The organism is Labrys sp. LIt4 (genome assembly GCF_017813775.1).
GTDB lineage: Bacteria > Pseudomonadota > Alphaproteobacteria > Rhizobiales > Labraceae > Labrys > Labrys okinawensis_A.
The window spans coordinates 83,047-108,151 of the sequence record NZ_JAGIPY010000009.1; the positions used below are offsets into that span (position 1 = coordinate 83,047).

The following is a 25,105-nucleotide window of genomic DNA, read 5'->3' on the forward strand; positions in this document are numbered from 1 at the left end:
GTCAGCTTGCCCCTCCGCCGGAAGACGGCACATGGGCAAGGAGGGGCGAGCGCGCTGCGTAAATCAGGGCCACAGGAAGCGAGACGCCCAGGGCCGCGGCCCTCGTCAGGTGCGTGCCGCCGCGCAGATAACCGGGCCGGCGCGTCTCGCTGACGATCACGCGCAACAAGGCGATGAGCACATCCGGCCAGCTTCGTCCGGTCTTGCGGCGGAAATAGGCGGTCTGCCGCATCAGGCGCGCGGCCGCTTCCATCAGCGAACGGGAATACCAGGTACCGTTTTCCTGCCGGTCGTGGTGTTGAGCCTGCAGATCAGGATGACGGACGAGACGCAGCCCCTGTCGCTTGAGGCGATGGGAGAATTCGGCGTCCTCGAAATTACGATCGAGCCGCTCGTCGAACCCGCCCGTCGCCAGGAAATCACGCCTGTGCATGGCCAGTGCGCAGGTGGGCAGGAAAATCAAAGGGTCATCGCCACGCCCGGTCAACGGCCTGCCGTCCGCCCGTCCTATCACGCCCTGACCGGGCCAAACCGCGCCAAATACGCCCAGGGGCATCTCGCGCATCAGCGAGAGCACACGCGGAATGTAGGATCTTTCAAGTTCCATGTCGTCATCGAGGAACAGCAGGATGTCGCAGGACGCTGCTTTTGCGCCGATATTCCGAGCCCCGGAGACATTGGCGCGAGCGAGGCTGATGAATCTCAGGGAAGCGAAATGCTCCGAAAAGCCCTGCAGCGTCGAAAGGTCGGCTCCCGGCGTCTGGTCGACGATGATTACATCGAGATCGCAGGCCTGGTCGATCACTGACAGTCCTGCGAGCAGAGTGGGCAGCCGTTCGACGCGGCGGAAGGTCGGCACCACCACGGAGACGAGCGTCGGCCGGGGCATCCGCTTCAAGCCGATATCCGCCGCGCCCAAAGGTTCTCCTCCGGCACGTCCTGCTCGGGCGTGTAGGCAATACCGTCGATCGTCAGCAGTTCATATCCGAAGTCTGCAAAATACCCTGCCAGATGGGGGCTTGAGATCGCGTAGTCGAAGCGGGAGGGAAGATACTCAAACAGGATATGCCGCGGCCGAAGAATGGAACTGCGGAACATGTCGTCGATGACAGAGAGGTCTTGACCCTCGATATCGATCTTCATCACGGCAATGGCGTCGATCTCCAACCGTTCGGCGAGTTCTCGGATTCTGACGCCCATGGTGAGGAGGCGCCGCGTTTCATCCGGTCTCCTCGGCCTCATGGTGCCAAGCGCTCCGGCTTCCGGAAGGCCGAATTCGATGAAGCCGGTCGTACCGGCAAGCGGGGAGGTGACCGGCAGGACGCGATCCTGGACCTTGCTCAACCGGATATTGTCGAGGAGCCGGGCACACACGCCCGGATGGGGCTCGATGGCAATGACACGTCCGGCCGGTCCCACCATGCGTGCGGCTGCAACAGTGTATTGGCCGACATTGGCGCCGAGGTCGATCACCGTTTCACCGCTGCCGATCAGGGATTGAAACAGGGCGAGGCTCTTTGGTTCGTAGGAGCCGTGCAGGAACATGGCATGCTGTACATAGTCGACGAGGTCCAGCTTGAATGTCCCGAAGGCGAAGCGGGCCGTGACATGGCGGAAGAGGCGGCTGGCACGCAGCCAATCGTATAGCCGCAGTTTCATCGGATGGTCCGGCATGTGCCAGTAGCAGCGTAGAAGCCGGGCGTGCGGCGGCATCGAGGGGGCCGTGGTCATTCCTGCCTTTCAAAGGTGATCGGGACGGCCACGCATCCGCGTTCATAGGATTGCTGAAAATCGAAGCCCACACGCCCCGGATCGGACTGCACGACATCGAAGCAGATGGGTTGGGACAGGCGATGAAATTCTTCGACCCAGGGCTTGGACAGCCACAGGTGAAGCTCATAGCTTCCCCGTGCCAGCGGCAGGGCCCCAATCTCAAGCATCAAGCGATTGGTGCCGGGATAGATGTCGAATTCCTGGCCGTGCATGGGGGCCGTCGATGAATAGATCAGCTTGCGCCCCAGTCCGTCGTGGATCTCGACCTCGATCGCGGCGCGGCGTCGGTCCGGGGACTGGATCATGCAGGTCACGGCAAGCTTCTCGCCGAAGAGGATCTGGTTGGTGGCCAAGGTTGCGCTGGCAATATGCGGCCCCAAGGGGGGCCTGTCCTCGACCACGACACCATCCTCGCCCCGGAAAAGACCGGAATAATGCGCGATGGTGTCCGCGGCGGCGCCGTGATGGAGAATGCGTCCGCCGTCCAGCAGGATGGCATTCTGGCACAGGGCGCCGATCGCGCTGAGATTGTGGCTGACGAGCAGGACCGTACGGCCCTGGCCGGCGATCTCGTTCATCTTGCCCAGGCATTTCTTCTGGAATTCCGCATCGCCGACGGCAAGGACCTCGTCCACGATCAGGATTTCCGGCTCGAGATGGGCCGCGACGGCGAAGGCCAGGCGCGTATACATCCCGCTGGAATAGTGTTTGATCGGCGTATCGATGAATTTCTCTACCTCCGAAAAGGCGACGATTCGATCGAATTTGCGGGCCACCTCGCTGCTCGTCATGCCGATGATGGCCCCGTTCAGCCGGATGTTCTCCCGTCCCGTCAGCTCGGGATGAAAGCCGGTGCCAACCTCCAGGAGGCTGGCAATGCGGCCTCTCACTTCGATACGGCCCGCCGTCGGCGCCGTGATGCGCGAGAGGATCTTGAGGAGCGTGGATTTTCCGGCTCCGTTCCGCCCGATGATCCCCATCACTTCGCCGGGATGGACGTCGAATGAGACGTCGGACAAGGCGAGGAAGCGATCGTCCCTGGGGGCCGGCCTTGCCGAGGGGCGAAAACGCCCGGTGACGGCGCCGGCCAGTGCCTCTCGAAAGGTACGCAGGGACGGGTTATGGCCGCCCCTGACATATTCCTTGCTGACCCCGAGGGCCCGGATGCTCGGCGCGCTCATCGTGAACGAGCTCTTCGTTGGGCCTCAGAGGATATCCGCAAAGCGCCTCTCCACCCGTTCGAAGTACCACACGCCGAGGACGAAGAGCCCGAGCGACAGGAGCAGCGAAAGGCTGATCGACAGCCAATCGAAGGGGTGCCCGAGAAACGCCGAGCGAAAACCTTCCACCAGCCCGGCCATGGGGTTGAGGAACAAGAGCCAGCGCCAGGGTTCGGGCACCAGGCTGGCCGGATAGACAACCGGGGTGGCGAACATCCAGAACTGCAGCAGGAAGGGCACGACAAAGCGGAAATCGCGATAGGTTGCCGTGAGGGCCGAAAGCCCGATGCCGACGCCGAGCGCGCAAAGGATGGTCCCGGCCATCAGCAGAGGGGCCGCGAGAAGATTGATGCTCCAGCCGACGCCATAGACCAGCATCATCGCCAGCAATATGGCGGTCGTGACCAGGAAGTCGACCAGGCCTGCTCCCGTGGACGCGAGCGGGATGATCAGGCGCGGGAAATAGACCTTGCTGATCAGGTTGACGGAACCGATCAGCGATCCGGCTGCCGCGGCCAGGGCATTGGAGAAGAAGACCCAGGGCAGAAGGCCGGCATAGACGAAGATCGGATAGGGCGAGCCATCGGTAGGGATCTTGGCGAGATGCCCGAACAGCACCGAGAAGATCAGCATCAGCAAAACGGGCTGGATGATCGCCCAGGCGAAGCCCAGCACGGTCTGCTTGTAGCGGACCTTGATATCGCGCTCCGTCAGCACCCACGCGAGGTCACGATAGCGCCAGATCTCGTAAAGGTCGGCAAAGCCCCACAGCCGGTCCGGGCCGATGATCGTGACCGCCGGCGTTGGCTCCGGCCGGGGCCGGTCGGCTCCGACTGGATCAGAATCGGCTCGAAACAAGATGGTCGACCTGTGCGGCGAAATGGGAGAAGGCAAAGCGGCTGGCGCGCTCCGGCGTGGGCCTGTCTCGATCGAGGCTGGCGATGATCGCTTCGGCGAGGGAATGGGGCGCGTCGGGGTCGATGAGGGCGCCCAGTTTTCCGTCCGCCAGGGCATCGGTGCTGCCGTCCCCTCTGGCCGCGACGATCGGCAGTCCCGTGGCGGCCGCCTCCAGAAAGACGATACCGAACCCCTCTCCGGTGCTGGGCATGGCGAAGACATCGGCCAGGCGATAGATATCCGGCAGTTGGGCCTGTGAAACCGGCCCGGTGAAGCGGATGAGGTCCGATACCCCCAGCCGCTGCCCGACCCGGGCGAGGCGGTCGCGGTCATCACCGTCGCCGGCGATGAGGTAGAGTATCTCCGGATAACGGCTTCTGATCCGAGGCAGGGCCTCGATGACGCGGTCATGGCCCTTGTAGCGTTCCTGCGAGGACAGGCGGCCCACGGTGAGGATCACCCTGCGCCCCTGTGTGCCCAGGCGATCGGCAAGTGCGGCAGGCGGCGTGCCGGGCGAGAAGCGCTCGTCGACGGTGTTCGGCAGGACCCGCACGCACTCGGGTTCGCAGTCGAGCCAGGCCAAGGCGCGGCTTCGGGTCGCCCGGCTGACGGCGGTGATCAGACGGGCCCGCCGCGCAGCCTGCCGGATGGCGAGGCTCGGCCTGGCCCAGCTCTCAATGCCGTGCAGCTGCAGCCAGAGCGGCATGCGAGCCAGCCTGGAAAGCGCGGCCGCAAGCGGCGCCATGAAGAGGTGGCCGCAGAAGATCAGATCGTAGCGACGTGAAAGCGCCTGCTTGCAGGCAGCTACGCTGTAGCTGCCTCGGTCGGGGCGCGGCGCCAGCTGAACGAGACGGGCGGGCAGTCCTGCGGCGGCGTCATTGGCCCACCGGGGCAGCACCACGACATCCCCGACCGTGACGCTTCCGGCCAGAGCGGTGAGAAAATCCTGGTTGTAGCGGGCAATGCCGCCGGCCATGCCCCAGCCGTCGGTCAACAGGACCAATATCCTCAGAGGCCGCGAAGCCATGTCAGGCGAACTGGCGGTGGACAAGGCGGCTCCAGTCTCGGGCCCAGCCGTGCCGGTGGGGCTTGCGCGGGGCGGGCGCTGAACCAAAGGAGGGCGCCGGCATCCACTCGGCGATCGGCAGGGCGAAACCGGTCTTGGGACGGTCGAGAACGGCCTGCGGCAGGGGCTGGGCCGGCGACCGGGCAAGGACCGTTTTGCCGGCGATGCCCCGCAGATCGAGCCGGGCTGAACGCTCGAGCACTTCGCTGTCGACCAGGGGTGTCCTGATCTCGACCGAATGCGCCATGCCGGCCCAATCGGCGTCGCGGAGCAATTGGTTGCGCAGATAGAGGCTCGACTCCAGCGTGGCGATACGGGCGAAGGGCTCCCTCGGGCGTCCGTGCAGCTGGGCCTTGATCAGCTTCAAGGGCTGGAGGCGGCGCAGGCCCGCCTCGATGGTGTCGCGGTCGAGGACCTCGCCGAGCTCCCAGGGCAAATAAAGCCCGCGCTTGAGGAGATAGGCACCCGCATAGGATCCGCCATATTCGGGCAGGCCGGCGAGCTTGGGATGAAGGCGCAACCGCTCGGAGAGGGGCTTGCCGAGCCGGCGCAGACCTTTGCCGAGCAGCGGGATGCGCGAAGGCAGCTGCAAGGTTCTCACCCAGCGGGGAATGTCCCGGAAGGACGGGTAGCCGCCCAGAAGCTCGTCGCCGCCCAGTCCCGACAACACCGCCTTCAGGCCGAGCTCACGGGCCGTCTTGGCGGCAAACCAAGTATTGAGGCCATCGATGCTGGGCTGGTCCATGGCCTCGAAGAAATGCGGCAGATCGGCCTCGAACTCGCTTCTGGTGATCATGCGCGTGACGTGGCGCGTACCATAGAAGCGGGCGATCTGCGCGGCCGTAGACGTCTCGTCCGCCGGCGTGTCGGCGAATTCCTCAAATCCGATGGTGATCGTCCTGATCTGTCCGGCGCCGGCATCGCGCATGAGGCCGACAAGGGCAGCGGAATCGACACCGGCTGAAAGAAAGGCACCGACCTCGACATCGCCGGCCAGATGATGCCGCACCGAGTCCAGGGCGATGTCGGCAAAGGTCGCGGAACTATCGCGCTCTTCCCCCGGATCATGCTCCGCGGCGTCATAGACCAATGCCACCCGGTGATAGCTGCGCGGCACCTGGGCGCCGGCACGGTCGACCAGCATCGTCGAGCCCGCCGGCAGGGCCCGAACCTCACGGAAGCAGGTAAAGGGCTCGGGCACGCTGCCGAACAAATAGAAGCCGACATCGCCGGCCGGATCCCGGTCGCGGGAGACTCCGCCTCCAGAAATCAGGGTCTTGACCAGGCTGGCGAAGCGGAACACCCAGCCGTCATCGCTGTAATAGAGCGGCTTGATGCCGTAGGGATCGCGCGCCAGAAACAAGGTATGGGCGAGCGTATCGTAGATGGCGAAGGCGAACATGCCGCGCAGCCGCGTGACCATCGCCCCGCCGCAGCGGGCGTAGAGCTGCAGCAGCACTTCGGTGTCGGACCGGGTCCTGAATTCGGCGCCTTCTTTCTGCAGGGCTTCGCGCAAGGCGAGGTGATTGTAGATCTCCCCGTTGAAGACGATGACGTGGCGGCCATCGACGCTCGCCATCGGCTGTAAGGCGCGATCCGCGAGGTCGATGATCGCCAGGCGGCGATGGGCCAGACCCAGGCGCTCCGAGGGATCGAACCATTCGCCGCTGGCGTCGGGTCCGCGCCGTGCCATGTGACGGCTCATCGCGCTCAGCTCAGGGCGGCTGATGGCGTTGGCCGCATAATGATAGGCGAAGATGCCTGCCACGCCGCACATCAGGCAGGCAACCATGGGCTGGTGTGGGCGGCAGCGTTCATCATGGAGCCGCCCCCTCGGGCTGGGCAGGGGCGGCCGGGCCAAGACCGAGATCGTCGAGCCTTGCCTGGTCCATGCCGTCTGCCTGGCGCAGCAGCGGTGCGAGTTCGCTGCGCATGGCGGGGGCTGTCGACAGCGTCAGGCGCATGACCAGCTTGTCCGAAGTCTCCAGGCGCTCCCAGCCGCCGGCGATGTCCTGCGCTGTGCGACGGCGAAGGTCGCCGGGAAGCGCGGTCCACAGCGGCAAAGCGAAGAGGGCGCGGCTTGCCATCAGGACAGATTCATTCGGTCCCGTCAGGGCCGACATGCGCAGGGCCTTGACGACCTCAACCATGCCTTCTCCGGCGGCGAGCCGGGCAGCGGCCAGGTCGAGCCAGGCGCTGCTCGACAAGGGCCGGCGCGTCAGCAGCCGGATATCGGCCTTGATCGTGTCCGAGGATTGGCCCTGCGCGATGGCGGATTGCAGGCTTGCCTCCGCCAGGGCGCCCGTTTCCAGTATCGCGGCAAAGGGTCTGAGAGGAGTTATGTCGCCACTTTCTCCAGCCTCGCGCTCGGCGAGCGCAAAGCCGAGCACCGGCACCGAGCGCCAGACGGCAAAGCCGGCCACGGCCATGCAGAGGACAGCCGTGCCGATCCGCGCAAGCCGAGCGCTCATTTTTCGTAATATTTCCGGTAGTAGCGGCTGCCATAATAGTAGCCATAGGCAAAGCGGCCATATTTCTTGGCCTTGTCGTCCATGATGTGATTGAAAACGATGCCGGCCACCTTCTTCTGGCCGGCAATCTGGCGTAGCGATTGCTGCACCATTTCGCGGGCCGTCGCGGCCCAGCGCACGATATAGATCACCTTGTCGACGAGGTTGGACACGATCACGGGGTCGATCACCGGTCCCATCGGCGGCGTATCCACGATTACCACGTCAAACCGGCTGCGCACCTTTGCCATCAGCGCCTTCATGCGCTCGGAGGCCAGGAGATCGGGCTGGTTCTTGCTCTCGCCGCCCGCACATAGCGCCCAGATCCGGAACTTCTCGCTGTAGAAGAGCGCCTGTTCGAGTTCGATCTCGCCCAGCAGGCATTCGATCAGACCGGGACCCCGCTCGGTTCTCAGCTGCGCGGAGGCCGAGGGGTGGCGCAGGTCGCAATCGATGAAGAGCACATTCTGACCGGACTGGGCCGCCGAGGTCGCCATCATCAGGGCGATCGTGGTCTTGCCTTCGCCCGGCAGGGTCGACGTTACCTGCACCACCTTGGGCGGGCTGTCGACGTCGCTCATCTGCACGGCGCTGCGCAGGGAACGGATGGCCTCCGAGCTGCGCGCCAGAGGCATTCGCAGGGGATATTCGGGCAGGCTGAGGAGGCGGCCGTTTTCGTCCTTGGTGCGCGGCGAGAAGCGGGAGATCGAGGCGAGCAGCGGCATTTCAAGCAATGTCTCGATCTCGCGCGGCGTGGTGAAGCCGGCATTCAGCGCCTCCTTCAGATAGGCCGCGCCGATGCCGACGATCAGCCCGAGAATGAGCGAGGTCAGGATGATCTGCGTGCGCTTCGGGGAAGAGGGAACGCCGGGCGCCACGGCGGGCGTGATGATCCGCGCATCGCGTGCCTCGAAGGTCGACTGCTCCTGTGTGAGGCGTGCGCGCTGCAGGAAATCCTCGAACAGGCTCTTGTTGACGGCGGCGGTGCGCTCGAGCTCGCGCAGGCTGATCGTCTTGGAGGCGTCGAGGTCGGATTGGCCGGAGGCCTCCTTCAAGGCCTGCTCGGCCGCCTCCTGGCGGGCCAGGGCCAGATTGTAGTTGTTCCTGACATCGCTGGCGATCTGGCGCAGGGTGTTGGCGATGCTGCGGCGGACATCCGACAATTGCGCCCTGACATTGACGACCTGGGGATGGGCCCCGGTGTAGCGGGCCAGGAGATCCGCCTCCTGGCGGGACAGGTCGTTTTCCTGCCGCCGAAGATCCGCCAGCACGCCGGAACTGGCCGCCTCGGGCAAGGCGTCGAGCTTGCCGCGTTCGGCCTGGATCTTGTTCAGGAGATCCAGATGCGACTTTCTCTCGGCCGTATCGGCGCGTGCCGCCACCAGCCTGCCGTTCAATTGCGTGAGCTGCTCCTGGTTGAGCGTCGCGCCGGGCACGGCCTGCGCGAGGTTGTTGTCGGCCCGGAACTTGGTCACCGCTTCCTCGGAAAGGCGCAATTGCTGGCGTAGCTCCACCAGCCGGTCGTTCAGCCAGTTCGAAGCGCGCTTGGCCGCCTCGAAGCGGGCGTCGAGTTTGTCGACGACATAGGCATCGGCAATCGCATTGGCCAGTTGCATGGCCTTGGCCGGGCTATCGGAGGTGTAGGAAACGTTGATCACATAGGCCTGGCCGGCCCGCGAAATCGCCACCGCATTCTTGAGGTCTTCCACCGCGGCTACCATGGCCGGCGACATGGCGTCGTCGGCATCCCCGGCAGGAGCCGGCGATGGCGATGGCGGGGAGCCGGCGCTGTCCCGGGATGATCGGGCGGCCTCGCCGCTGCCATTGAGCAGGGCCTCCTTGAGGACTACGCGCTTGAGCAGGACCGTGGAGCGCATCACGGCGATCTCGCTCTCGACCACGGAGAGATCGAGGGCGGTGTCGGTATAGATGGAATCCGGACCGGCGGCCTTTTCCTTGCGGGGATCGAGCAGCAACTGGGTGGTGGCTGTGTAGAGGGGCGTCTGCCTGGCGATGTAGATCGCCCCCAGCAGCGCAGCCAGGATAGTCCAGGCCAGGATGAAGGCCCATTGGCGCCAGACGAAGTTGACGGTGTCGCGGATATCGAAACCGCCGCCCTGGGCTTCGCCGTCGTCCAATCCGCGCAACCTCGTGTCGAGACGGTTCAACATCTGGCGCAGCTCCGATCGTGATCAGGGATCCATCTGCAGGTCATGACAGCGCTAATCCGACAGGTTCACGCCGGAACTGGCCCATTGGGACACGCCGGCTCCGAGCAAGGCCATGAAGGTCAGGGAGATTGCCTGGATCTGCAGGCTGAAATCGACGAGCGCATGCACGCCCAGCATTATGCCGGCACCGATGGCGCAGACCAGCGGAGCCCTATGCCGGCGCCGGCGCAAAGTGCCGGTCACGCACAGTCCGAGCAGCCATGCCACCAAGGCTATCAACATGGTTCCGAATGCCAAGCCAAGTCCTTGTAAAGCCTCGAGATAAGTGTTGTGGGCCTTGTCCCATGCACCGGTCGTCGATATGGATTGATCGCGATAGATCGGAAAAATGTCGGTGAAGGTGCCGTAGCCGAAACCCGTCAGGGGAGCATCCCATAGGGAACGGACCATGATGCCGTTGACGGCCGCTCGGCTCGTATCGGTCAGGCCGGAAGCCGCGATGCGCCCGAAAACGATGTCGCCCATGAAGGCGACCGCGGCCCCAAGAGCCAGCAGGGGCAGGAGGAGCATAGAAATCCGCTGGAGGACGGATCCGTCAAATCGCGCGAACGACAGGGCCAGCACGCAGGCAAGACCGGCCGCCGTGGCGATGACACCGCCGCGCGAACCGCTCGCCATGAGCGCGCCGAGCGCAAGCAATCCCGCGCCGATCTCCGCCCAATGGAACCGGGCGGGCAGGCCAAGGAAACGGTCCGGCCGGTGAGCGCCGGGCGTGGACGCAGCCCCGGCCCTCAGCGCCCTCAGCCACAGGGTCACTGCGATGATGACGCCGATGCCGGCATAGGCTGCCAGGCTGTTGCGGTTGATGAAGGTCGATCGCACCAGGCCGGGCGCGGGACCGTCGAGATAGGGAATTCTCGAAGCCTCGAAACCCGCAAGGTAGAGCCCCAACCCTGCATAGGCTGCGATGATGGCCATGATCGCATAGAGCAGCAGATGCGCTCGGGGAGCGGAGCGGCAAAGCTGGAGCGCCAGCCAGAACACGCTGGCATCCGTGATCAGGCGCAGGAGGCCGAGCGCGCTCGCACCGGGATCGACGCTGATCGTGCCGGGAACGGGTTCGCCCAACGCCTGCGACGCCAAAGGCCAGATGGGATGAACCAATATTGGCGGCATCCAGGGGGAAATCTGCAGCAGGATCCAGCCGGCAACACATGTGAAGAGACCTATGGGCACGAGGAGGTGGCGTGCGGCGATTTGATGCGGCCGGTTCAGGACGATCCGGCTGAGTTCGTAAGCGATGACCAGCCCGGGGAACAGGATGCCGTTTACCCCCCAGGCCAGCATCCGGTTACTGCCGAGCCAGGCCGGAACCCAGGCAAGGCCGAGGATGAGAGCCGCCAGGAGAAGTCGCTCGATCAAGCCTGCCGCCGTTCTCGCGCCGGCAGGAGAGGTCGGGCGTTCATCTGCAAGCGTGCCGCTCGCCAATTCCGCCTGCCCCGATCTCGACATTGTCCGTTCTTGCCATGCTACCGCCGTTAGGGTGAAACGGCGTCTCACCCTTTTTCCGACATCTGATGGCCGGCATGAGCCGGCCAGCGTCAAACCGCCTCCAGCGCTCGCCTGGGCAGAGTGATCTCTACGGCCCGGCCCATGATCTCCAGCAGCACGCGGGCACGTTCATTGGGATCGAGGCGCATCAACGGGCCGATGCTTTCGGTAAACGGACCCAGCGTCACGCGAACGGTCTGCCCTTGGGCAAGATCGCAATCGAGCCGCGCAATGCCCTCGGCATCGACATAGGTCAGGATGGATTCGACCACGCCATCGGGTACCGGGAGCGGCAGGCTGGAGCCCATCACCACCTGCACCACGCCGATGGTGCCGTTGATCGAGCGCCAGCGTTCGCGTTCCAGATCGAGACGCACGAACAGATAGCCGGGAAAGAGAGCGTTCATCGCGGTCCGGCGCCTGCGCGCATGCAGGACGGTGCGAAGCGTGCGAGGCAGGAAGACCTCGAATCCCTGGGCTTCCAGATTGAAGCGCGCGGTTTCCTCCGAGCGGGCGCGTGTCTGCACGACATACCAGCGCTGCCCGTTTGCATTGACCCGGCGCAAGCAGGACTGGGACCGCCTCATCATGGCGTTCGGCTCAGGAGAGTGTTCGGAACCGGGGCCGCGATCGGGGCGCCGGGAATAGCAAGCGCGTCGGTGACGAGCGCATGGTTGTTGGACAACATGACCTCAAGCTCGCGGAAAAGAAGGGGGCTGGCAACCATCAATTTCGACTTATCGGCAGGTTGGAGGGGGCGGAAAGGGTCCAGCCCGCAGCGTTGTGAGGGCTTTGATAGACGGGCGCAAAACAGCCTCTGGGACGGCCCGAGGGCGTGGCAAGTGTTGCGAATTGCTGGCGGGCAAGCGCCGTCAGGAGGGAGGTGAGCGCGAGGTCGGCGCATTGCATCGCCGCCCTGACCGGCATGCCGCAGCTCGGTGAATATGGTTTGAGCCCGACCTTCTCCGGCGTGCAATCCTTGCGCACGGCATGAGGGGTCGTTGAATGCAGGCCGCGCAGCATCATGATCTTCTGCAGCCTGTCCATGCATCCCGCCCGGCACTGCGGACTGGAGTCCGCCAGTTCGTCGAAGGCGCGCAGCAAGCCGCGGGCGATCGCCGCCATTTGCTCGGGATTGGAGCGGTTGGCCAGGGCGACCAGCGCGAAAGCCTGCTCAGGCTGGGTGACGGCCGTTCGATAGGCGGTTTCCTCCAGGGTCTGTCCGCCATGCGGATAGGCCGAAAGTAGCCTGAGCATCTCCGGCGACAGGTTTTCCCGGGCCTGCTCGCAGCCAAGCGGGTCGGCTTCGGGCGCACAGGCCGACACCCGGGTCGATTGCGCCTGGGCAGCCGCGACAAGCCACAGGCAGGTAAGAATTGGCAGCGTGAGCCTCGCCAGCATGGTTGAGGGCTCCCTAGTAATGATAAGTCAATCCGGCTGAGACGACGTTCTGGCTGAACGCACTGGTGGAATTGGGAAGGACCGCCTGCCTGTATTTTGAGGTCGAATGGTTGAACTGATATTCCAGGGTCAAGGCCATATTGCGCCATAGATCATAGCGAATTCCGGCGCCGGCGGACCAGACCTGTGTTTGGGTGAGATTGGATGCGGCGCTGTAGCGCGTGTGGCCATAGCCGCCCTGGACATAGGCGGACCAGAGCTGGGACAGCGCGTAGTCGACCTGGATGCGGGACTGGAATGTCCGGCCCGAGGCCGATTGCGTGGCCGACGAGACGTTGCCGTTGCCCGTGGGCAGCAGAACGGGGGTCTGCGAGAAGGAGAGCGACTGATCGACCGAAGCGGCAATGGTGATGTATTGGGTCGGATAGTATGAAATTCGGCCGCCGAACGCCGGCTGGTTCGTCGAACCGGAAATGCGGCGCGATCCGCTGCGGGCCTGATAACCCACATAGATTTCGCCGCGCACGAGCCGGATGAGCTCCGAGCCGAGGCCTGTCGTCACGTGGTAGACGGAGTCGCCCTTGACGTTCCGGTCATAGCGATGGAAATCGGCGCCGCCCTCGACGAAGGCGTAGATCTGCGGGGTCAGCATGGTGGTGGCGCGAAGCGCCATATAGTAATCCGTGCCGTTGAACGGCATGGGGAAGCCGCTCTTTGCCGCGGCCTTGTCATCGGGGCGATCGAAGCTGGCATAGATGACGCCGCCGGACAGGCGGATGGAGGTTTGATCGGTTATTCTCTTTTCGACCGCGACACCGGCCTCATAGGTGTTGGTGAAAATCGAGGAATCGGTAAGTACGGCGCCCGGCCGCTGCCAGGTTTGGTAGGGCGATGACCAGAAGCCCGGGCTGAACATGCCGTTGGCGCGGGTGAAATCGCCGTGAAGCCTAATGGTAAGATCCGGCAGGGGCGAATAGGTCCATGCCCCCCCAGCCTTGGCGGTGATGCGGCTGCTGTCCTGATGCGACGGGTAAAGCTGGAAATCACCATTGGCATAGACCGCGAGGCGATGAATTCCGTCTTCCCATGCCGCGTCCAGGCGGGGCTGGATTTGCAACCCCAGGGATGATCGGCGTTGTCGGTCCTGGCCGTCGATATTGTCGTTGTAGACCGCGCCGAGGAACAGGGAGGGGTAGACCAGCCAGCCGCCGAAGGGCAGTCCTTCGACGAAACTTGGGCTGGCGCTGATGCCCAGGGTTTCGGCCGTAGCCTGGCTGGGGGTGGCGTCGAGCGCCGATGCAGGCTGCAGGCCGAAGCCCGGGATGAGCGTCGTCACCGATGCCAGGAAAATCAGTGACGATATGCGCAGCATGAACACCCCCGGCTCTCAGCTTCGAGCGGCTAGAAGTAGCGCATGGGGACGCGAATAAGATCGCCCGGCAGAACGGGAATATTCGATGAAATCGGGTATTTCTTGAACCCGCTTTCGCCGACATGCTGAATATCGATATTGGAGGTGCTGGCCCTGTAGGTCGTGCCGCCGGCCACGGCCAGAGCACTCACGATATTCAGACCGCTCTTGTAGTCGTATTCCCCCGGCTTGTTGACCTCCCCCAGAATATAGAAAGGCCTGAAACTGGCGAGGTCCACGGTGACCTTCGGGTCGCGCAGATACTCGCCGCTGAATTTGGAGGCGAGGGTCTTTTCCATTTGCTGCTTGCTCAGGCCCGCGGCCTTCACGGTGCCGGCGAGCGGCAGGGAAACGAAGCCGGCCGGATCGACCTGATATTCGCCGGTAAGACGGTCCTCCCCGAAAACCGTGACCCTGATCTTGTCGCCGGCCTGGATATTCGGAGCTGCGACCGCTGCTTTCTGGATAAGGGCTTCCTGGTCGGCTTTCGAGGCGACGCCGACCGTGTCGTTCGCACACGATGCCAGTAGCAGAGAGGAGACCAGAACGAGTGCCGAAAATGGTCTCGACTGAATACCCATACGCGACACTCGCAACCCCTCGCGCCTGAGATCGAACACGTAGACGCCGTAAAGATAGGCGTAAGCGTATTTTTTTGTCCAATAATTTCTCTCACTAGCCATATACTTTAGTTAGTTTCTTTAATTAACAAATTCGACCGGATTAACAAATTTGCGCTATCGATAAAGAATGATGTTGATAGTTCAAGCATCCAACAAAAATGTTTACACCTTTTGCTTATATCTCGTGTTGGTTATAGTTCACGGCGTCAGCAAGGGCGCGGGCGAGGGAGAAAGCGTGCCGGAAATGTCGCCTGGAATGAGAGTTTACGCCGTCGGCGACATTCATGGGCGGCGGGATCTGCTGTTGCGCATGGAGCGGCGGATTTTGGCCGATCTCGATCAGGAGACCGCCGAACCTCTCGTGATTTTCCTGGGAGATTATGTCGACCGAGGCCCTGACTCGGCTGGCGTGATCGAGCATTTGTCCTCGAGCCGGTTCGGCCCCCCCTTCAAGGCCCTGCGTGGCAATCACGAGGATCTGCTGCTGTCCTTTCTCGACGACCCCTCGGTTCTCGATCGCTGGCGCGGGGTGGGCGGCTTGGAAACGCTGCACTCCTACGGGGTCGACGTCAGCGAAGCCTTGCGCGGGCGCGGCTATCGCCAGGCCCGCGAGCAATTCGCCGAAAAACTGCCTGCCTCTCACCGGCGGTTCGTGGAAGACACGGTCCTCAGCCATACATGCGGCGATTATTTCTTCTGCCATGCCGGGGTGAAGCCGCATGTCGGTCTCGATCGCCAGGCAAGGGAAGACCTGCTGTGGATCCGGGACGAGTTCCTGTTATTCGAGGGCAGCTTCGGCAAGGTCGTGGTGCACGGCCATTCGCCGGTATCCGTGCCGGAAATGCGCGCCAATCGGATCAATGTCGATACCGGCGCCTTTGCAACCTCGCATCTCACCGCCGTCGTGCTGGAAAAGGCGGGCCGGCGCTTCCTGAGTGTCACGCCATGAGGAATGGCGGGACTAAACACCCCGGTTCATGTTTGCAGGGCCGCAAACCAGGGACACCGGGCAGAGGCAGCGATGTTTCATCGGAATTGCGTCAGAACTGCCTGTCGTATTTGTGGGGTGGCGGCATGGCTTCGTTGCGGTCATATCTATTGCCGGTCTGCAAGGAACGTTGAATGCGATCTCGTATCCCTACGTCATACAGTCCACGTAAGTTACGCCTATCGTTTTTTGACGTGATGTGGGTGATCGCTGCGCCGATATTGACGCTGGCATTGCGGGATATTGACCTTCTCGCCTGGCCGAACATGCCCTTCGATCTGCCGGGCCCGTATCTGTTCGTTTTCGTTACGATCGCATTCGCAGTCCCGGCCCTGCTCATCTGCCGTGCCGCGGACGCCATCCAGAACACTTTTTCGGTTCCCGATCTCTACGCGATCGGCGCGGTGATAGCGTTGACGATCGGCGCCAGCGGCCTGGTGCTCTTCGTGCTCACGCGGCTCGATGGCATACCGCGCTCGACCCCGATCATCTACTCGCTTGTCCTGGGAGCGGGCCTGGTGGGAGGGCGGGCCTTCTCGAGGCTGGTGTCCCACGAGCGCGCCAGGGTCAGTGCCAAACGCAACATCACCGATCTTCGCAAGGTCATCCTCATCGGCACGGACCAGTTCGCCTTGCTGGTGATCAAGCTGATCGAAAGTCAATCACCGGTCACCACGCAGATCGTGTCGGTCCTCGACGAGGGGCCGGCCGCGACAGGGCGGTCGCTCAATGGTGTCCGCGTGGCCGGGCGCGTGGGCGATCTCGGGCGGATCATCGATGAATACGCTCTGCACGGCGTGACCATCGATGCGGTGTGGCTGTCCATGGAGCCCGGCCAGCTGGAGTGCGCCAGCCTCCGGTTCGTCACGGAAGAATGTCATCGCCGAGGCATCGCGCTCAAGAGCGTCGCGCAGGCGCTCGAACTCATGCCCAAGGGCCTGGCAGGGGCACAGGCCCTGCCGATGGGGGCAGCCCGGGATGAGCAGGCGCAACCCGCGGCCGCGTTGCGACGCTATTTCGGCGTGAAGCGCTGCATCGACATCCTGGCCTCGATCGTTCTCATGGTTCTGCTGGCGCCCGTCTGGCTGCTGGTGGCACTTCTCGTGCTCTTCGACGTGGGGCGCCCCCTGCATTTCTGGCAGCAGCGGATGGGACGGGGCGGGCGGCATTTCTTCATCTACAAGTTCCGGACCTATCACGCGCCCTACGACGCCAACGGGCACGTCGTTCCCGGGCCCGAGCGTCTGTCGCCGATCGGGCGGTTCATCCGCAAGATGAGGCTCGACGAGATCCCGCAATTGCTGAATGTCCTGACGGGCGAGATGTCCTTGATCGGTCCGCGTCCGCTCCTGCCGGCAGACCAGCCGGCCAATCCCGGGCTCCGCCTGGCCGTGCGGCCCGGCATCAGCGGCTGGGCCCAGGTCAATGGCGGCAATCTCGTTACCCGCGAGGAGAAGGATGCTCTCGACGAATATTACATCGACAACGCATCCCTTGCCCTGGACCTCAAGATCACCGTCATGACCGTGATGTTCGTGTTTGGCGGCGAGCGCAGAGGAAGCGCCGCGCTCCGCCGCGCCATGGCCGCGCGCAGGGGCAGAAAGGCTCTGGCGCGGAGCTTGGCGGAGCAACACACTCCCCCGAATTACCGACGTTGATCGGAACGGCAGCGCTCCCGCATGGCTTCGAAACAGCGCCGCGTCCTCCTGGTCAATCGCTATTTCCACCCCGATACGTCCGCGACCAGCCAGATCGCGTCGGATCTGGCCGCCTTCCTGGCCGGGCAGGGCTGGGAGGTCGTCGCCATCACCGGTGCTGGCCGTTATGACGATCCCACCCGCAGGCTGGACCCCGAGGCGGTCCTGCCCGGCGTTTCGATCCACCGCGTCGGTCCCCTGGTGGAGGCCGGCCCGTCGCTGCTGCGGCGCGCTGCGGCTGCGCTCGCCATGCACGCGGCCCTGGCCTTCGAGGTCTGGCGGCGCGCGCGGGCCGGCGATCTCGTCGTGGTCAAGACCGATCCGCCGCTGCTGAGCGTTTCCCTGCTGCCGGTCGTCCTGGCGAGGCGTCTCAGGCAGGTCAACTGGCTGCAGGACATCTATCCGGAGGTTGCGGCAGAGCTTGGCGTAAAGGCGGGCAGGGGCCTGCTCGGGGGCGTTCTGCGCAGCCTGCGGAACGCCAGTCTCCGCCATGCCGTCATGAATGTGGCGGTCGGCGACGGGATGAAGACGAAGGTCGCGGGATTCGGCGTGCCGGCCTCCAGGATCGCCACGATCTGCAACTGGTGCGATGACCGGCGCATCCAACCGGCCGACACCGAACCCAACCGCCTGCGCCGTGACTGGGGGCTGCAGGACAAGTTCGTGATCGGCTATTCGGGCAATCTGGGCCGGGCGCATGAGATCGACACGCTCATTGGCGCCGCCCGCCTGCTCCGGGACGAGCCCGGCATCGCGTTCCTGTTCATCGGGAACGGTTATCTGATTCCCTGTCTCAAGCGGGCCGTCGCCGACCAGGGGCTGGAGACGATGTTCCGGTTCCGACCCTATCAGGACGCCGGCACATTGCCGCAGTCCCTGACGGTGCCGGATATTCACTGGCTCTCGCTCAATCCCCGCCTGGAAGGCCTGATCGTGCCGAGCAAGTTCTACGGTATCGCCGCGGCCGGCAAGCCGATGATTGCGGTCATGGCGCGGGACGGTGAGATATCGAGCCTGATCCGCCGGTCCGATTGCGGGGCTGTCGTCGCTCCCGGAGACAGCGTGGGCTTTGCCACGATCGTCCGTGAATGGCGCAGCCGGCCCGACCTCTTGGCGGAGAAGGGCCGCAACGCGCGTGCCCTGATCGATAGTGGGCTCGACCGGCTTTCCAGCCTGCACGGCTGGCAGGAGCTGTTGCTGTCCGTTGAAGGCCCGGCGAAAAGCCGAGCGCCACGGCCATAGATGAGCGGCGCGGTGCGGTTGCCCCGCACCTTCGAGTTGGGAGCTGCCGTACCCAATTGTCAATGTGACTGAACAATACCCGCGCCGCGGGCTGTTGCCTCGCCCGTTCGGGCCATGCTAGTCCTTCGTAGGGGGATACGACATCTTTCACCAGACTGGATAGCGCAATGCACCAGAGTCGTAGCCTTTTTCTTACCATTACTTGGATTGTCTTTGCGATAATCGGTTTGGCCCTCGGCGGTGGAGGAATCTGGCTGCTGCTGCTGGGCGGCTCCCCCTACTATGTCGTCGCCGGCCTTTTGATGCTGGTGACGGCCTTTCTGCTCGCCCGGCGACATTCCTCCGCGCTCGTCGTCTATGCCGTGCTTCTGCTCGGCACGCTCATCTGGGCGGTATGGGAATCCGGCTTCGATTTCTGGCTGCTGGCGCCGAGGGGCGACATCCTCGCCCCGCTCGGCCTGTGGCTGCTTCTGCCCTTCGTCACCCGCCCCCTGCGCTCGCCGGCGACCGGCGAGCTGAGCCTGGCGGCTCGCATGCCGCTCATCGTCGCGCTGCTCGCCTGCGCCGGTGTCCTCGGCTATTCGCTCACGCAGGATCCCCAGAGCCTTGCCGGCAATCTGCCGCCGGCCGCTTCACCCGCCCCGGTCGCAGCCGACGCCACCAACCTGCCCGAGGGCGACTGGCCGGCCTATGGCCGAACCCAGTTCGGCAATCGCTATTCACCGCTGGCCCAGATCACCCCGCAAAACGTCTCGCAGCTGAAAGTGGCCTGGACCTTTCGCACCGGCGATCTCAAGGGGCCGAACGATCCCGTCGAGCTGACCAATCAGGTCACGCCGATCAAGGTCAAGGACACGCTCTATCTGTGCTCGCCCCATCAGATCCTGTTCGCGCTCGACGCGGCCACCGGCAAGCAGAAATGGAAGTTCGATCCCAAGATCGCCTATGACAAGACCTACCAGCACATGACCTGCCGCGGGGTCTCCTATTTCGAGACCAAGGCCGATGCCCGCACCTCCGACGGCAATCCCCCGCCGGCGGAATGTCCGACGCGCATCTTCCTGCCGACCAATGACGGAAGGCTGTTGGCGGTCGACGCCCAGACGGGCACGCCCTGCGCACAATTCGGCAAGAACGGTTCGATTGACCTGATGGAAGGCATGGGCGTCACCCAGCGTGGTTTCTACTATGTGACCTCGCCGCCCGTGGTGACCGACAAGATCGTGATGGTCACGGGTTCGGTGATCGACAATTACTCCGCTACCGTGCCATCAGGCGTGTTCCGCGGCTTCGACGTGCATACCGGCAAGCTGGTCTGGGCCTTCGATGCCGGCAATGACGATCCAAACCAGATGCCGTCGGCGACGCATAAATTCGTCGACGCCTCGCCTAATTCCTGGATCGTGTCGTCCTACGATCCCAAGCTGAACCTGGTCTATATCCCGACCGGCGTGCAGACGCCGGACATCTGGGGCGGCAATCGGACACCGGCGAGCGAGCGCTACGCCTCCTCCATCGTCGCGCTCAACGCCGATACCGGCAAGCTCGCCTGGTCCTACCAGACGGTCCACCACGATCTGTGGGACATGGACGTGCCGGCCCAACCAAGCCTCGTCGACCTCGCCAGGCCCGATGGCAGCACGGTGCCCGCCCTCTACGCGCCGACCAAGACCGGCAATATCTTCGTGCTCGACAGGCGGGACGGCAAGCCGATCGTCCCGGCCCCCGAAAAGCCGGTACCGCAGGGTGCCGCCCCGGGCGACTGGGTCTCGCCGACGCAACCCTTCTCCGAGCTCACCTTCCGTCCCGAAAAGAAGCTGACCGATGCGGACATGTGGGGCGCGACCATGTTCGACCAGCTCGCCTGCCGGATCATCTTCAACCGGCTGCGCTATGAAGGGACCTTCACGCCGCCTTCGCTGCAGGGCACGCTGGTCTTTCCCGGCAATCTGGGCACCTTCGAATGGGGCGGCATCGCCGTCGATCCGGTACGCCAGGTCGCGATCGCCAACCCGATCTACCTGCCTTTCGTGTCCAAGCTGATCCCGCGGGGACCGAACAACCCGGCGGCGCCGGATGCCAGCCTGCCCTCGGGAACGGAGCAGGGCGTGCAGCCGCAGTTCGGGGTGCCCTTCGGCGTGACGATCAATCCCTTGCTGTCGCCCATCGGCTTTCCCTGCAAGCAGCCGTCCTGGGGCTTCATCGCCGGTATCGACCTGAAGACCAACAAGATCACGTGGATGCACCGCAACGGCACCATCCGCGACGTCTCGCCGATTCCGCTGCCCCTGAAGATCGGCATGCCGGGGCTCGGCGGCCCCATCGTCACGGGCGGCGGCGTGGCCTTCATGACCTATACGATGGACAATTATATCCGCGCCTATGACGTCACCACCGGCAGCCAGCTCTGGGAGGACCGCCTGCCGGCCGGCGGGCAGTCCACGCCGATGAGCTATGAGATCGGCGGCAAGCAATATGTCGTCACCATGGCCGGCGGTCACGGCTCGTTCGGCACCACGATGGGAGACTATCTGATCGCCTACAGCCTGCCATGATGCCGGTGGAACCCTGAACCCGTCAGGGCGGTGATCCCGCTATCCTGCGCCATGGCCGTGAAAGGGTGCGCGGTGCCACCGCCCCGTGCTTCCAAATTACGGGCTGGCGGGAGCCCCGGAAAGGGCGGCCCACGTCAGCCTTCGCGATAGTAGTAGCTGTAGCCGTTCAAGGCAGGCGCACCGCCGAGATGGGCATAGAGCACGCGCGAGCCTTCGGGGAAGAAGCCCTTGCGCGTCAGGTCGATCAGTCCCTGCATCGACTTGCCCTCATAGACCGGGTCGGTGATCATCGCCTCGGTGCGGGCGGCGAGGCGGATTGCCTCGTTGGTTTCGTCCGACGGCACCCCATAGGCCGGATAGGCATAGTCCGGGTTGATGACGATCTCGTGCTCGCCGATCTTGCGGCCGAGGCCGACCAGTTCCGCGGTATTGTCGACGATGGAGCGCACCTGTGCCCGCGTTTGCTCGAGAGTGCCCGAGGCATCGATGCCGATCACCCGATCCGCGCGCCCCTGCGCAGCAAAGCCGACGATCATGCCGCCCTGGGTCGAGCCGGTGACGACGCAGACCACGACATAGTCGAAGCTGAATCCCAGCTCGGCCTCCTGCTTGGCGACCTCCTCGGCAAAGCCGACATAGCCCAAGGCGCCGAACTTGTGCACCGACGCGCCGGCAGGGATCGGATAGGGCTTGCCGCCGGCCGCCTCGACCGACTGGATCGCATCCTGCCAGCTCTTGCGGATGCCGATGTCGAAGCCTTCGTCGACGAGCCGGGAATCCGCGCCCATCAGCCGGGTCATCAGGATGTTGCCGACGCGGTCATAGACGGCGTCGTAATGCGGCACCCATTTTTCCTGGATGACGACGCATTTCATGCCGATCTTGGCCGCTGTCGCGGCCACCATGCGGGTGTGGTTGGACTGAACGCCGCCGATCGACACCAGCGTATCGGCACCCGAGGCGATGGCGTCCGGCACGATATATTCGAGCTTCCTGAGCTTGTTGCCGCCCATGGCAAGGCCGGAGTTGCAGTCATCGCGCTTGGCATAGATCTGGACCTTGCCGCCAAGGGCCTGGGTGAGACGCGGCAGGTGCTCGATCGGGGTTGGACCGAAGGTGAGCGGATAACGCTCGAATTTTTCGAGAAGGGACATTGAACGGGCTCCATGAGACGGAACGGAGCCTAGTCGAAAAGCCCTGGAGGGTGCTTTCGAATTTGGCCTTCATCTTTTACGAAAGATCGAACCGAGTTCCTGCTTGGATGCCATTTGCTCCATCGAGAAGGGATAAAATGAAAGAACCTTCCATCTCCGATCTCGATCGCATCGATATCAACATCTTGCGGGCCCTCCATGCCGACGGCCGGCTGAGCAATGCCGAACTCGCCGCGCGGGTGAATGTCAGCCCGGCCACCTGCCACAGGCGCACGCAACGCCTGTTCGACGAAGGTTTCATCACCGGTGTTCGTGCGGAGGTCGCTCCCACCTCCGTGGCTCTCGGCGCTCTCGTAATGGTCGGTGTGGTGCTCGACCGTTCGACGCCCGAGAGCTTTGCGGCCTTCGAGGGCGCGGTTCTCAAGCTCAAGGAGGTTCTGGACTGCAACCTGGTTGCAGGCGATTTCGATTATCTGCTGAAAATCCGTGTCCGCGACATGGCGGATTTCAACAAGCTGCACGGGCAAAAACTGATCGCATTGCCGGGCGTCAGGCAGACACGCACCTTCTTCGTCATGAAGCAGGTCAAGGACAATGCACGCCTGCCGTTCTGACGGCAGGGCTTCGACGCATCAAGTACCGGCCTCCGCCGGCGGTCTGGTTCGTCGGTGACGGGTTCAGGCGTCAGGCCTGGACGAGCCGCATAATGGTATCGACGTTGAAACGGATCCGCTCTTCGAGGGCTTCCGGGGTCATCAGGTCGCGCTGAAAGACAATCGAACCGGTATAGCGGTTGGTGAAATAATAATATCCGATCGCCGCAATCGTTATGTTCAGTTGAACGGGATCGATGCCCGATCGGAATTCGCCGGTCGCGACGCCACGATCGAGCAACTTGCCGACCATGTCGACGAAGCGCGTGCTGACCTGCCGGACGACCTCGGATTTCTTTATGTGCTTGGCCTTGTGCAGATTGGCGCTGTTGACCAGCGTCAGGAATTCGGGGTTCTTGAGGTAATAATTCCAGGTAAATCGCACCAGGCGCTCGAGCGCCTCCCTGGGAGGAAGTTGTTCCAGGTCGAGTTTTTGCTCCGCCGTCCGTATGTCGGAATAGGCATCTTCCAGGACGCGCTGGAACAAATCTTCCTTGCTCTGGAAGTAATGATAGATCATGCGCTTATTGGCCTTGGCGCGTTCGGCGATGATGTCGACCCTTGCGCCGCCAAGTCCGTTCTTCGAAAATTCCTTTTTCGCGGCGGCCAGGATTCTCGCCTGGGTGGCTTCGGCGTCTCTGATCCGAGGGCGCTTGGGGGGCTTGGTGAGCATTCCTACCTCATTGGGCGTGGTCTGACGCGCCGCCATCCGTAATCCTATTCGGGGTAACGCGCCTCTTTCCAGTTGCATTTTGTCGGCTGCTCGCCGGATTCGCTCCAGAATTTTGGTAACTTACTGGTTACTTTGGCGCGGCGCCAGTGCCGCATGCACTTTCCCACTCTCCCTTGCTGCAAGGACTTCAGGCTGGCTTCCCGCGTCAGGCGGCGTTGACACGTCATCGATAACGAAGTAACTAGATAGTGCAATATCGGGAACGCGGCGGCGTCCAGTGACGCTCAGAAGCGCGGCGCGATGCGCAGGTCCGCAGGGAGGAAGACATGTCGTTCATCAAGAAATTCATCGAGCAGGAGACGGTCAATCGCCGCAATCTGCTGCTGGCATCGGCCTATGGCCTGGGAGGCCTGGCGGCACTCGGCGCGCTGGGGCCGAATGCCGTGCGGGCGGCGGCCGCCAATCCGACGATAGCCTGGAGCTATCGCGACAGGACCAATCCCTACTGGAACTACATCGTCTCGGGCGGTGAGGCCTTCGTCGAAAGCCTGGGGCTGCCCAAGACCGCCTTGGTCAATCTCATCAACGAGGGCTCCAGCGAAAAGTCGCTGGCGGACGTCAAGGCGCTGCTCGGCAAGAACGGCAGCAAGGTCGCGCTGGCGATCGATGCCAACGATGCGCCGAACTGCCGCCCCGTGGTGGAGGCCGTTGCCGCTGCAGGCGCCTATGTCTCGACCATCTGGAACAAGACCGACGACCTGCATCCCTGGGATTTCGGCGACCACTACGTCTCCCACATGACCTGGTCCGACGAAGGGCCGGCCGAGCAGACGGCCCGCATCCTCATGGACGCCATGGGCAAGAAGGGCGGCGTGGTTCACCTGGGCGGGATCGCCTCCAACAATCCCGCCATCGAGCGCCTCAACGGGCTCAAGAAAGCACTCAAGGATTATCCTGACGTCCAGTTGCTCGACGCGCAGCCGGCCGACTGGGATACCCAGAAGGCAAACCAGGTCATGGCCGGCTTCATCACGCGCTATGGCGACGAGATCAAGGGCGTTCACTGCGCCAATGACACGATCGCCTATGGCGTGCTCGAGGCGCTGCGCGCCGAAGGCATCGAAGGGATGCCCGTCGTCTCCTATGACGGCAACCAGCAGGCCGTGGAACTCGTTGCCAAGGGCCAGATCCTGGCGACGGTCTTCACCAATCCCTATTGGGGCGGCGGCATCAGTGCGGCGCTCGCCTATTATGCCGCGACGGGGGCGTTCAAGCCCTCGAACGAACCCAAGGAGCACCGTGAATTCTACGGGCCGACGATCCTGGTCACGCCTAAGGACGCCCTGGAATTCAAGGCTAAATATCTCGACACCAATCCCAAATATGACTGGAAGGACTTCTGGGGCCCGAGCAAGGGACAGATTCAGTACAAGTCCTGATCCTTTCCCTCCGCATCGGCCGCACGCCGCCCTCCAGAGCAAAGCGCGTTCAAGCATGAGCGCTTGTTTGCTCTGGTTCCC

The 25,105-nt window shown here is 63.6% G+C and carries 21 protein-coding genes; 6 read left to right on the plus strand and 15 right to left on the minus strand.

Going from position 1 to position 25,105, the window contains the following annotated elements; all coding sequences use genetic code 11:
• Nucleotide 1: 1 nt before the first annotated feature.
• From J8I29_RS17760 to J8I29_RS17820, 13 genes are all read right to left on the minus strand, one after another.
• Entirely contained in the window at nucleotides 2-889 is an 888-nt protein-coding gene (locus J8I29_RS17760) for a glycosyltransferase (protein WP_245197124.1), read from the minus strand.
• Nucleotides 890-894: 5 nt separating this feature from the next.
• Nucleotides 895-1,731 carry an FkbM family methyltransferase gene (locus J8I29_RS17765; RefSeq protein ID WP_209432682.1) on the minus strand — a complete coding sequence of 279 codons (837 nt, stop codon included), beginning with the start codon at nucleotides 1,729-1,731 and terminating at the stop codon, nucleotides 895-897.
• Complete coding sequence (locus J8I29_RS17770; RefSeq protein WP_209432683.1) at nucleotides 1,728-2,954, minus strand: ABC transporter ATP-binding protein; 1,227 nt, start codon at nucleotides 2,952-2,954, stop codon at nucleotides 1,728-1,730. The genes J8I29_RS17765 and J8I29_RS17770 overlap by 4 nt, the downstream gene beginning before the upstream one ends.
• 24 nt (nucleotides 2,955-2,978) lie before the next feature.
• Nucleotides 2,979-3,851 carry an ABC transporter permease gene (locus tag J8I29_RS17775; RefSeq protein ID WP_209432684.1) on the minus strand — a complete coding sequence of 291 codons (873 nt, stop codon included), beginning with the start codon at nucleotides 3,849-3,851 and terminating at the stop codon, nucleotides 2,979-2,981.
• Entirely contained in the window at nucleotides 3,832-4,884 is a 1,053-nt protein-coding gene (locus tag J8I29_RS17780; protein WP_209432685.1) for a glycosyltransferase family 4 protein, read from the minus strand. Before J8I29_RS17780 ends, J8I29_RS17775 begins: the two co-directional genes overlap by 20 nt.
• 34 nt (nucleotides 4,885-4,918) lie before the next feature.
• The gene (asnB, locus tag J8I29_RS17785; RefSeq protein ID WP_209432809.1) at nucleotides 4,919-6,733 is read right to left on the minus strand and encodes an asparagine synthase (glutamine-hydrolyzing); all 1,815 of its coding nucleotides are present in this window, start codon (nucleotides 6,731-6,733) and stop codon (nucleotides 4,919-4,921) included.
• A gap of 40 nt (nucleotides 6,734-6,773) precedes the next feature.
• Nucleotides 6,774-7,427, minus strand: coding sequence for a hypothetical protein (locus J8I29_RS17790; RefSeq protein WP_209432686.1), 654 nt, complete (start codon nucleotides 7,425-7,427; stop codon nucleotides 6,774-6,776).
• On the minus strand, nucleotides 7,424-9,637 hold the full coding sequence (locus J8I29_RS17795; RefSeq protein WP_209432687.1) for a polysaccharide biosynthesis tyrosine autokinase: 2,214 nt from the start codon (nucleotides 9,635-9,637) through the stop codon (nucleotides 7,424-7,426). The genes J8I29_RS17790 and J8I29_RS17795 overlap by 4 nt, the downstream gene beginning before the upstream one ends.
• A gap of 51 nt (nucleotides 9,638-9,688) precedes the next feature.
• Complete coding sequence (locus J8I29_RS17800) at nucleotides 9,689-11,149, minus strand: O-antigen ligase family protein (protein WP_209432688.1); 1,461 nt, start codon at nucleotides 11,147-11,149, stop codon at nucleotides 9,689-9,691.
• An 89-nt stretch (nucleotides 11,150-11,238) separates the two neighbouring features.
• On the minus strand, nucleotides 11,239-11,778 hold the full coding sequence (locus J8I29_RS17805) for a transcriptional activator RfaH (protein ID WP_209432689.1): 540 nt from the start codon (nucleotides 11,776-11,778) through the stop codon (nucleotides 11,239-11,241).
• A gap of 136 nt (nucleotides 11,779-11,914) precedes the next feature.
• Entirely contained in the window at nucleotides 11,915-12,589 is a 675-nt protein-coding gene (locus tag J8I29_RS17810; protein WP_209432690.1) for a hypothetical protein, read from the minus strand.
• Nucleotides 12,590-12,602: 13 nt separating this feature from the next.
• Nucleotides 12,603-13,961, minus strand: a complete 1,359-nt coding sequence (locus tag J8I29_RS17815; protein ID WP_209432691.1) for an outer membrane beta-barrel protein — start codon at nucleotides 13,959-13,961, stop codon at nucleotides 12,603-12,605.
• 29 nt (nucleotides 13,962-13,990) lie between these two features.
• The gene (locus J8I29_RS17820; RefSeq protein WP_209432692.1) at nucleotides 13,991-14,581 is read right to left on the minus strand and encodes a polysaccharide biosynthesis/export family protein; all 591 of its coding nucleotides are present in this window, start codon (nucleotides 14,579-14,581) and stop codon (nucleotides 13,991-13,993) included.
• Between the two features lie 298 nt (nucleotides 14,582-14,879).
• Between J8I29_RS17820 and J8I29_RS17825 the strand changes: the two genes are divergently transcribed.
• From J8I29_RS17825 to J8I29_RS17840, 4 genes are all read left to right on the plus strand, one after another.
• Nucleotides 14,880-15,572, plus strand: coding sequence for a metallophosphoesterase family protein (locus J8I29_RS17825; RefSeq protein WP_245197110.1), 693 nt, complete (start codon nucleotides 14,880-14,882; stop codon nucleotides 15,570-15,572).
• A gap of 272 nt (nucleotides 15,573-15,844) precedes the next feature.
• Nucleotides 15,845-17,269: a sugar transferase gene (locus J8I29_RS17830; RefSeq protein ID WP_209432693.1), complete on the plus strand. Its 1,425-nt coding sequence runs from the start codon at nucleotides 15,845-15,847 to the stop codon at nucleotides 17,267-17,269.
• Between the two features lie 21 nt (nucleotides 17,270-17,290).
• On the plus strand, nucleotides 17,291-18,550 hold the full coding sequence (locus J8I29_RS17835; RefSeq protein WP_209432694.1) for a glycosyltransferase family 4 protein: 1,260 nt from the start codon (nucleotides 17,291-17,293) through the stop codon (nucleotides 18,548-18,550).
• Nucleotides 18,551-18,717: 167 nt separating this feature from the next.
• Nucleotides 18,718-21,105 (plus strand): glucose/quinate/shikimate family membrane-bound PQQ-dependent dehydrogenase, encoded by a 2,388-nt coding sequence (locus tag J8I29_RS17840; RefSeq protein ID WP_209432695.1) that lies wholly within the window; start codon nucleotides 18,718-18,720, stop codon nucleotides 21,103-21,105.
• Nucleotides 21,106-21,239: 134 nt separating this feature from the next.
• Here the strand turns inward: J8I29_RS17840 and J8I29_RS17845 are convergent, their stop codons facing one another.
• A complete protein-coding gene (locus tag J8I29_RS17845) occupies nucleotides 21,240-22,259 on the minus strand; it encodes a 1-aminocyclopropane-1-carboxylate deaminase (protein WP_209432696.1) in 1,020 nt (339 codons plus the stop codon).
• Nucleotides 22,260-22,396: 137 nt separating this feature from the next.
• Here J8I29_RS17845 and J8I29_RS17850 point away from each other — a divergent pair, with 137 nt between their 5' ends.
• Entirely contained in the window at nucleotides 22,397-22,873 is a 477-nt protein-coding gene (locus J8I29_RS17850) for an Lrp/AsnC ligand binding domain-containing protein (protein ID WP_105860226.1), read from the plus strand.
• 70 nt (nucleotides 22,874-22,943) lie between these two features.
• On the opposite strand, the gene J8I29_RS17855 is transcribed toward J8I29_RS17850, so the two are convergent.
• Complete coding sequence (locus J8I29_RS17855; protein ID WP_245197112.1) at nucleotides 22,944-23,621, minus strand: TetR/AcrR family transcriptional regulator; 678 nt, start codon at nucleotides 23,619-23,621, stop codon at nucleotides 22,944-22,946.
• A 290-nt stretch (nucleotides 23,622-23,911) separates the two neighbouring features.
• Here J8I29_RS17855 and J8I29_RS17860 point away from each other — a divergent pair, with 290 nt between their 5' ends.
• Nucleotides 23,912-25,024, plus strand: a complete 1,113-nt coding sequence (locus J8I29_RS17860) for a sugar ABC transporter substrate-binding protein (protein WP_209432697.1) — start codon at nucleotides 23,912-23,914, stop codon at nucleotides 25,022-25,024.
• Nucleotides 25,025-25,105 lie beyond the last annotated feature (81 nt).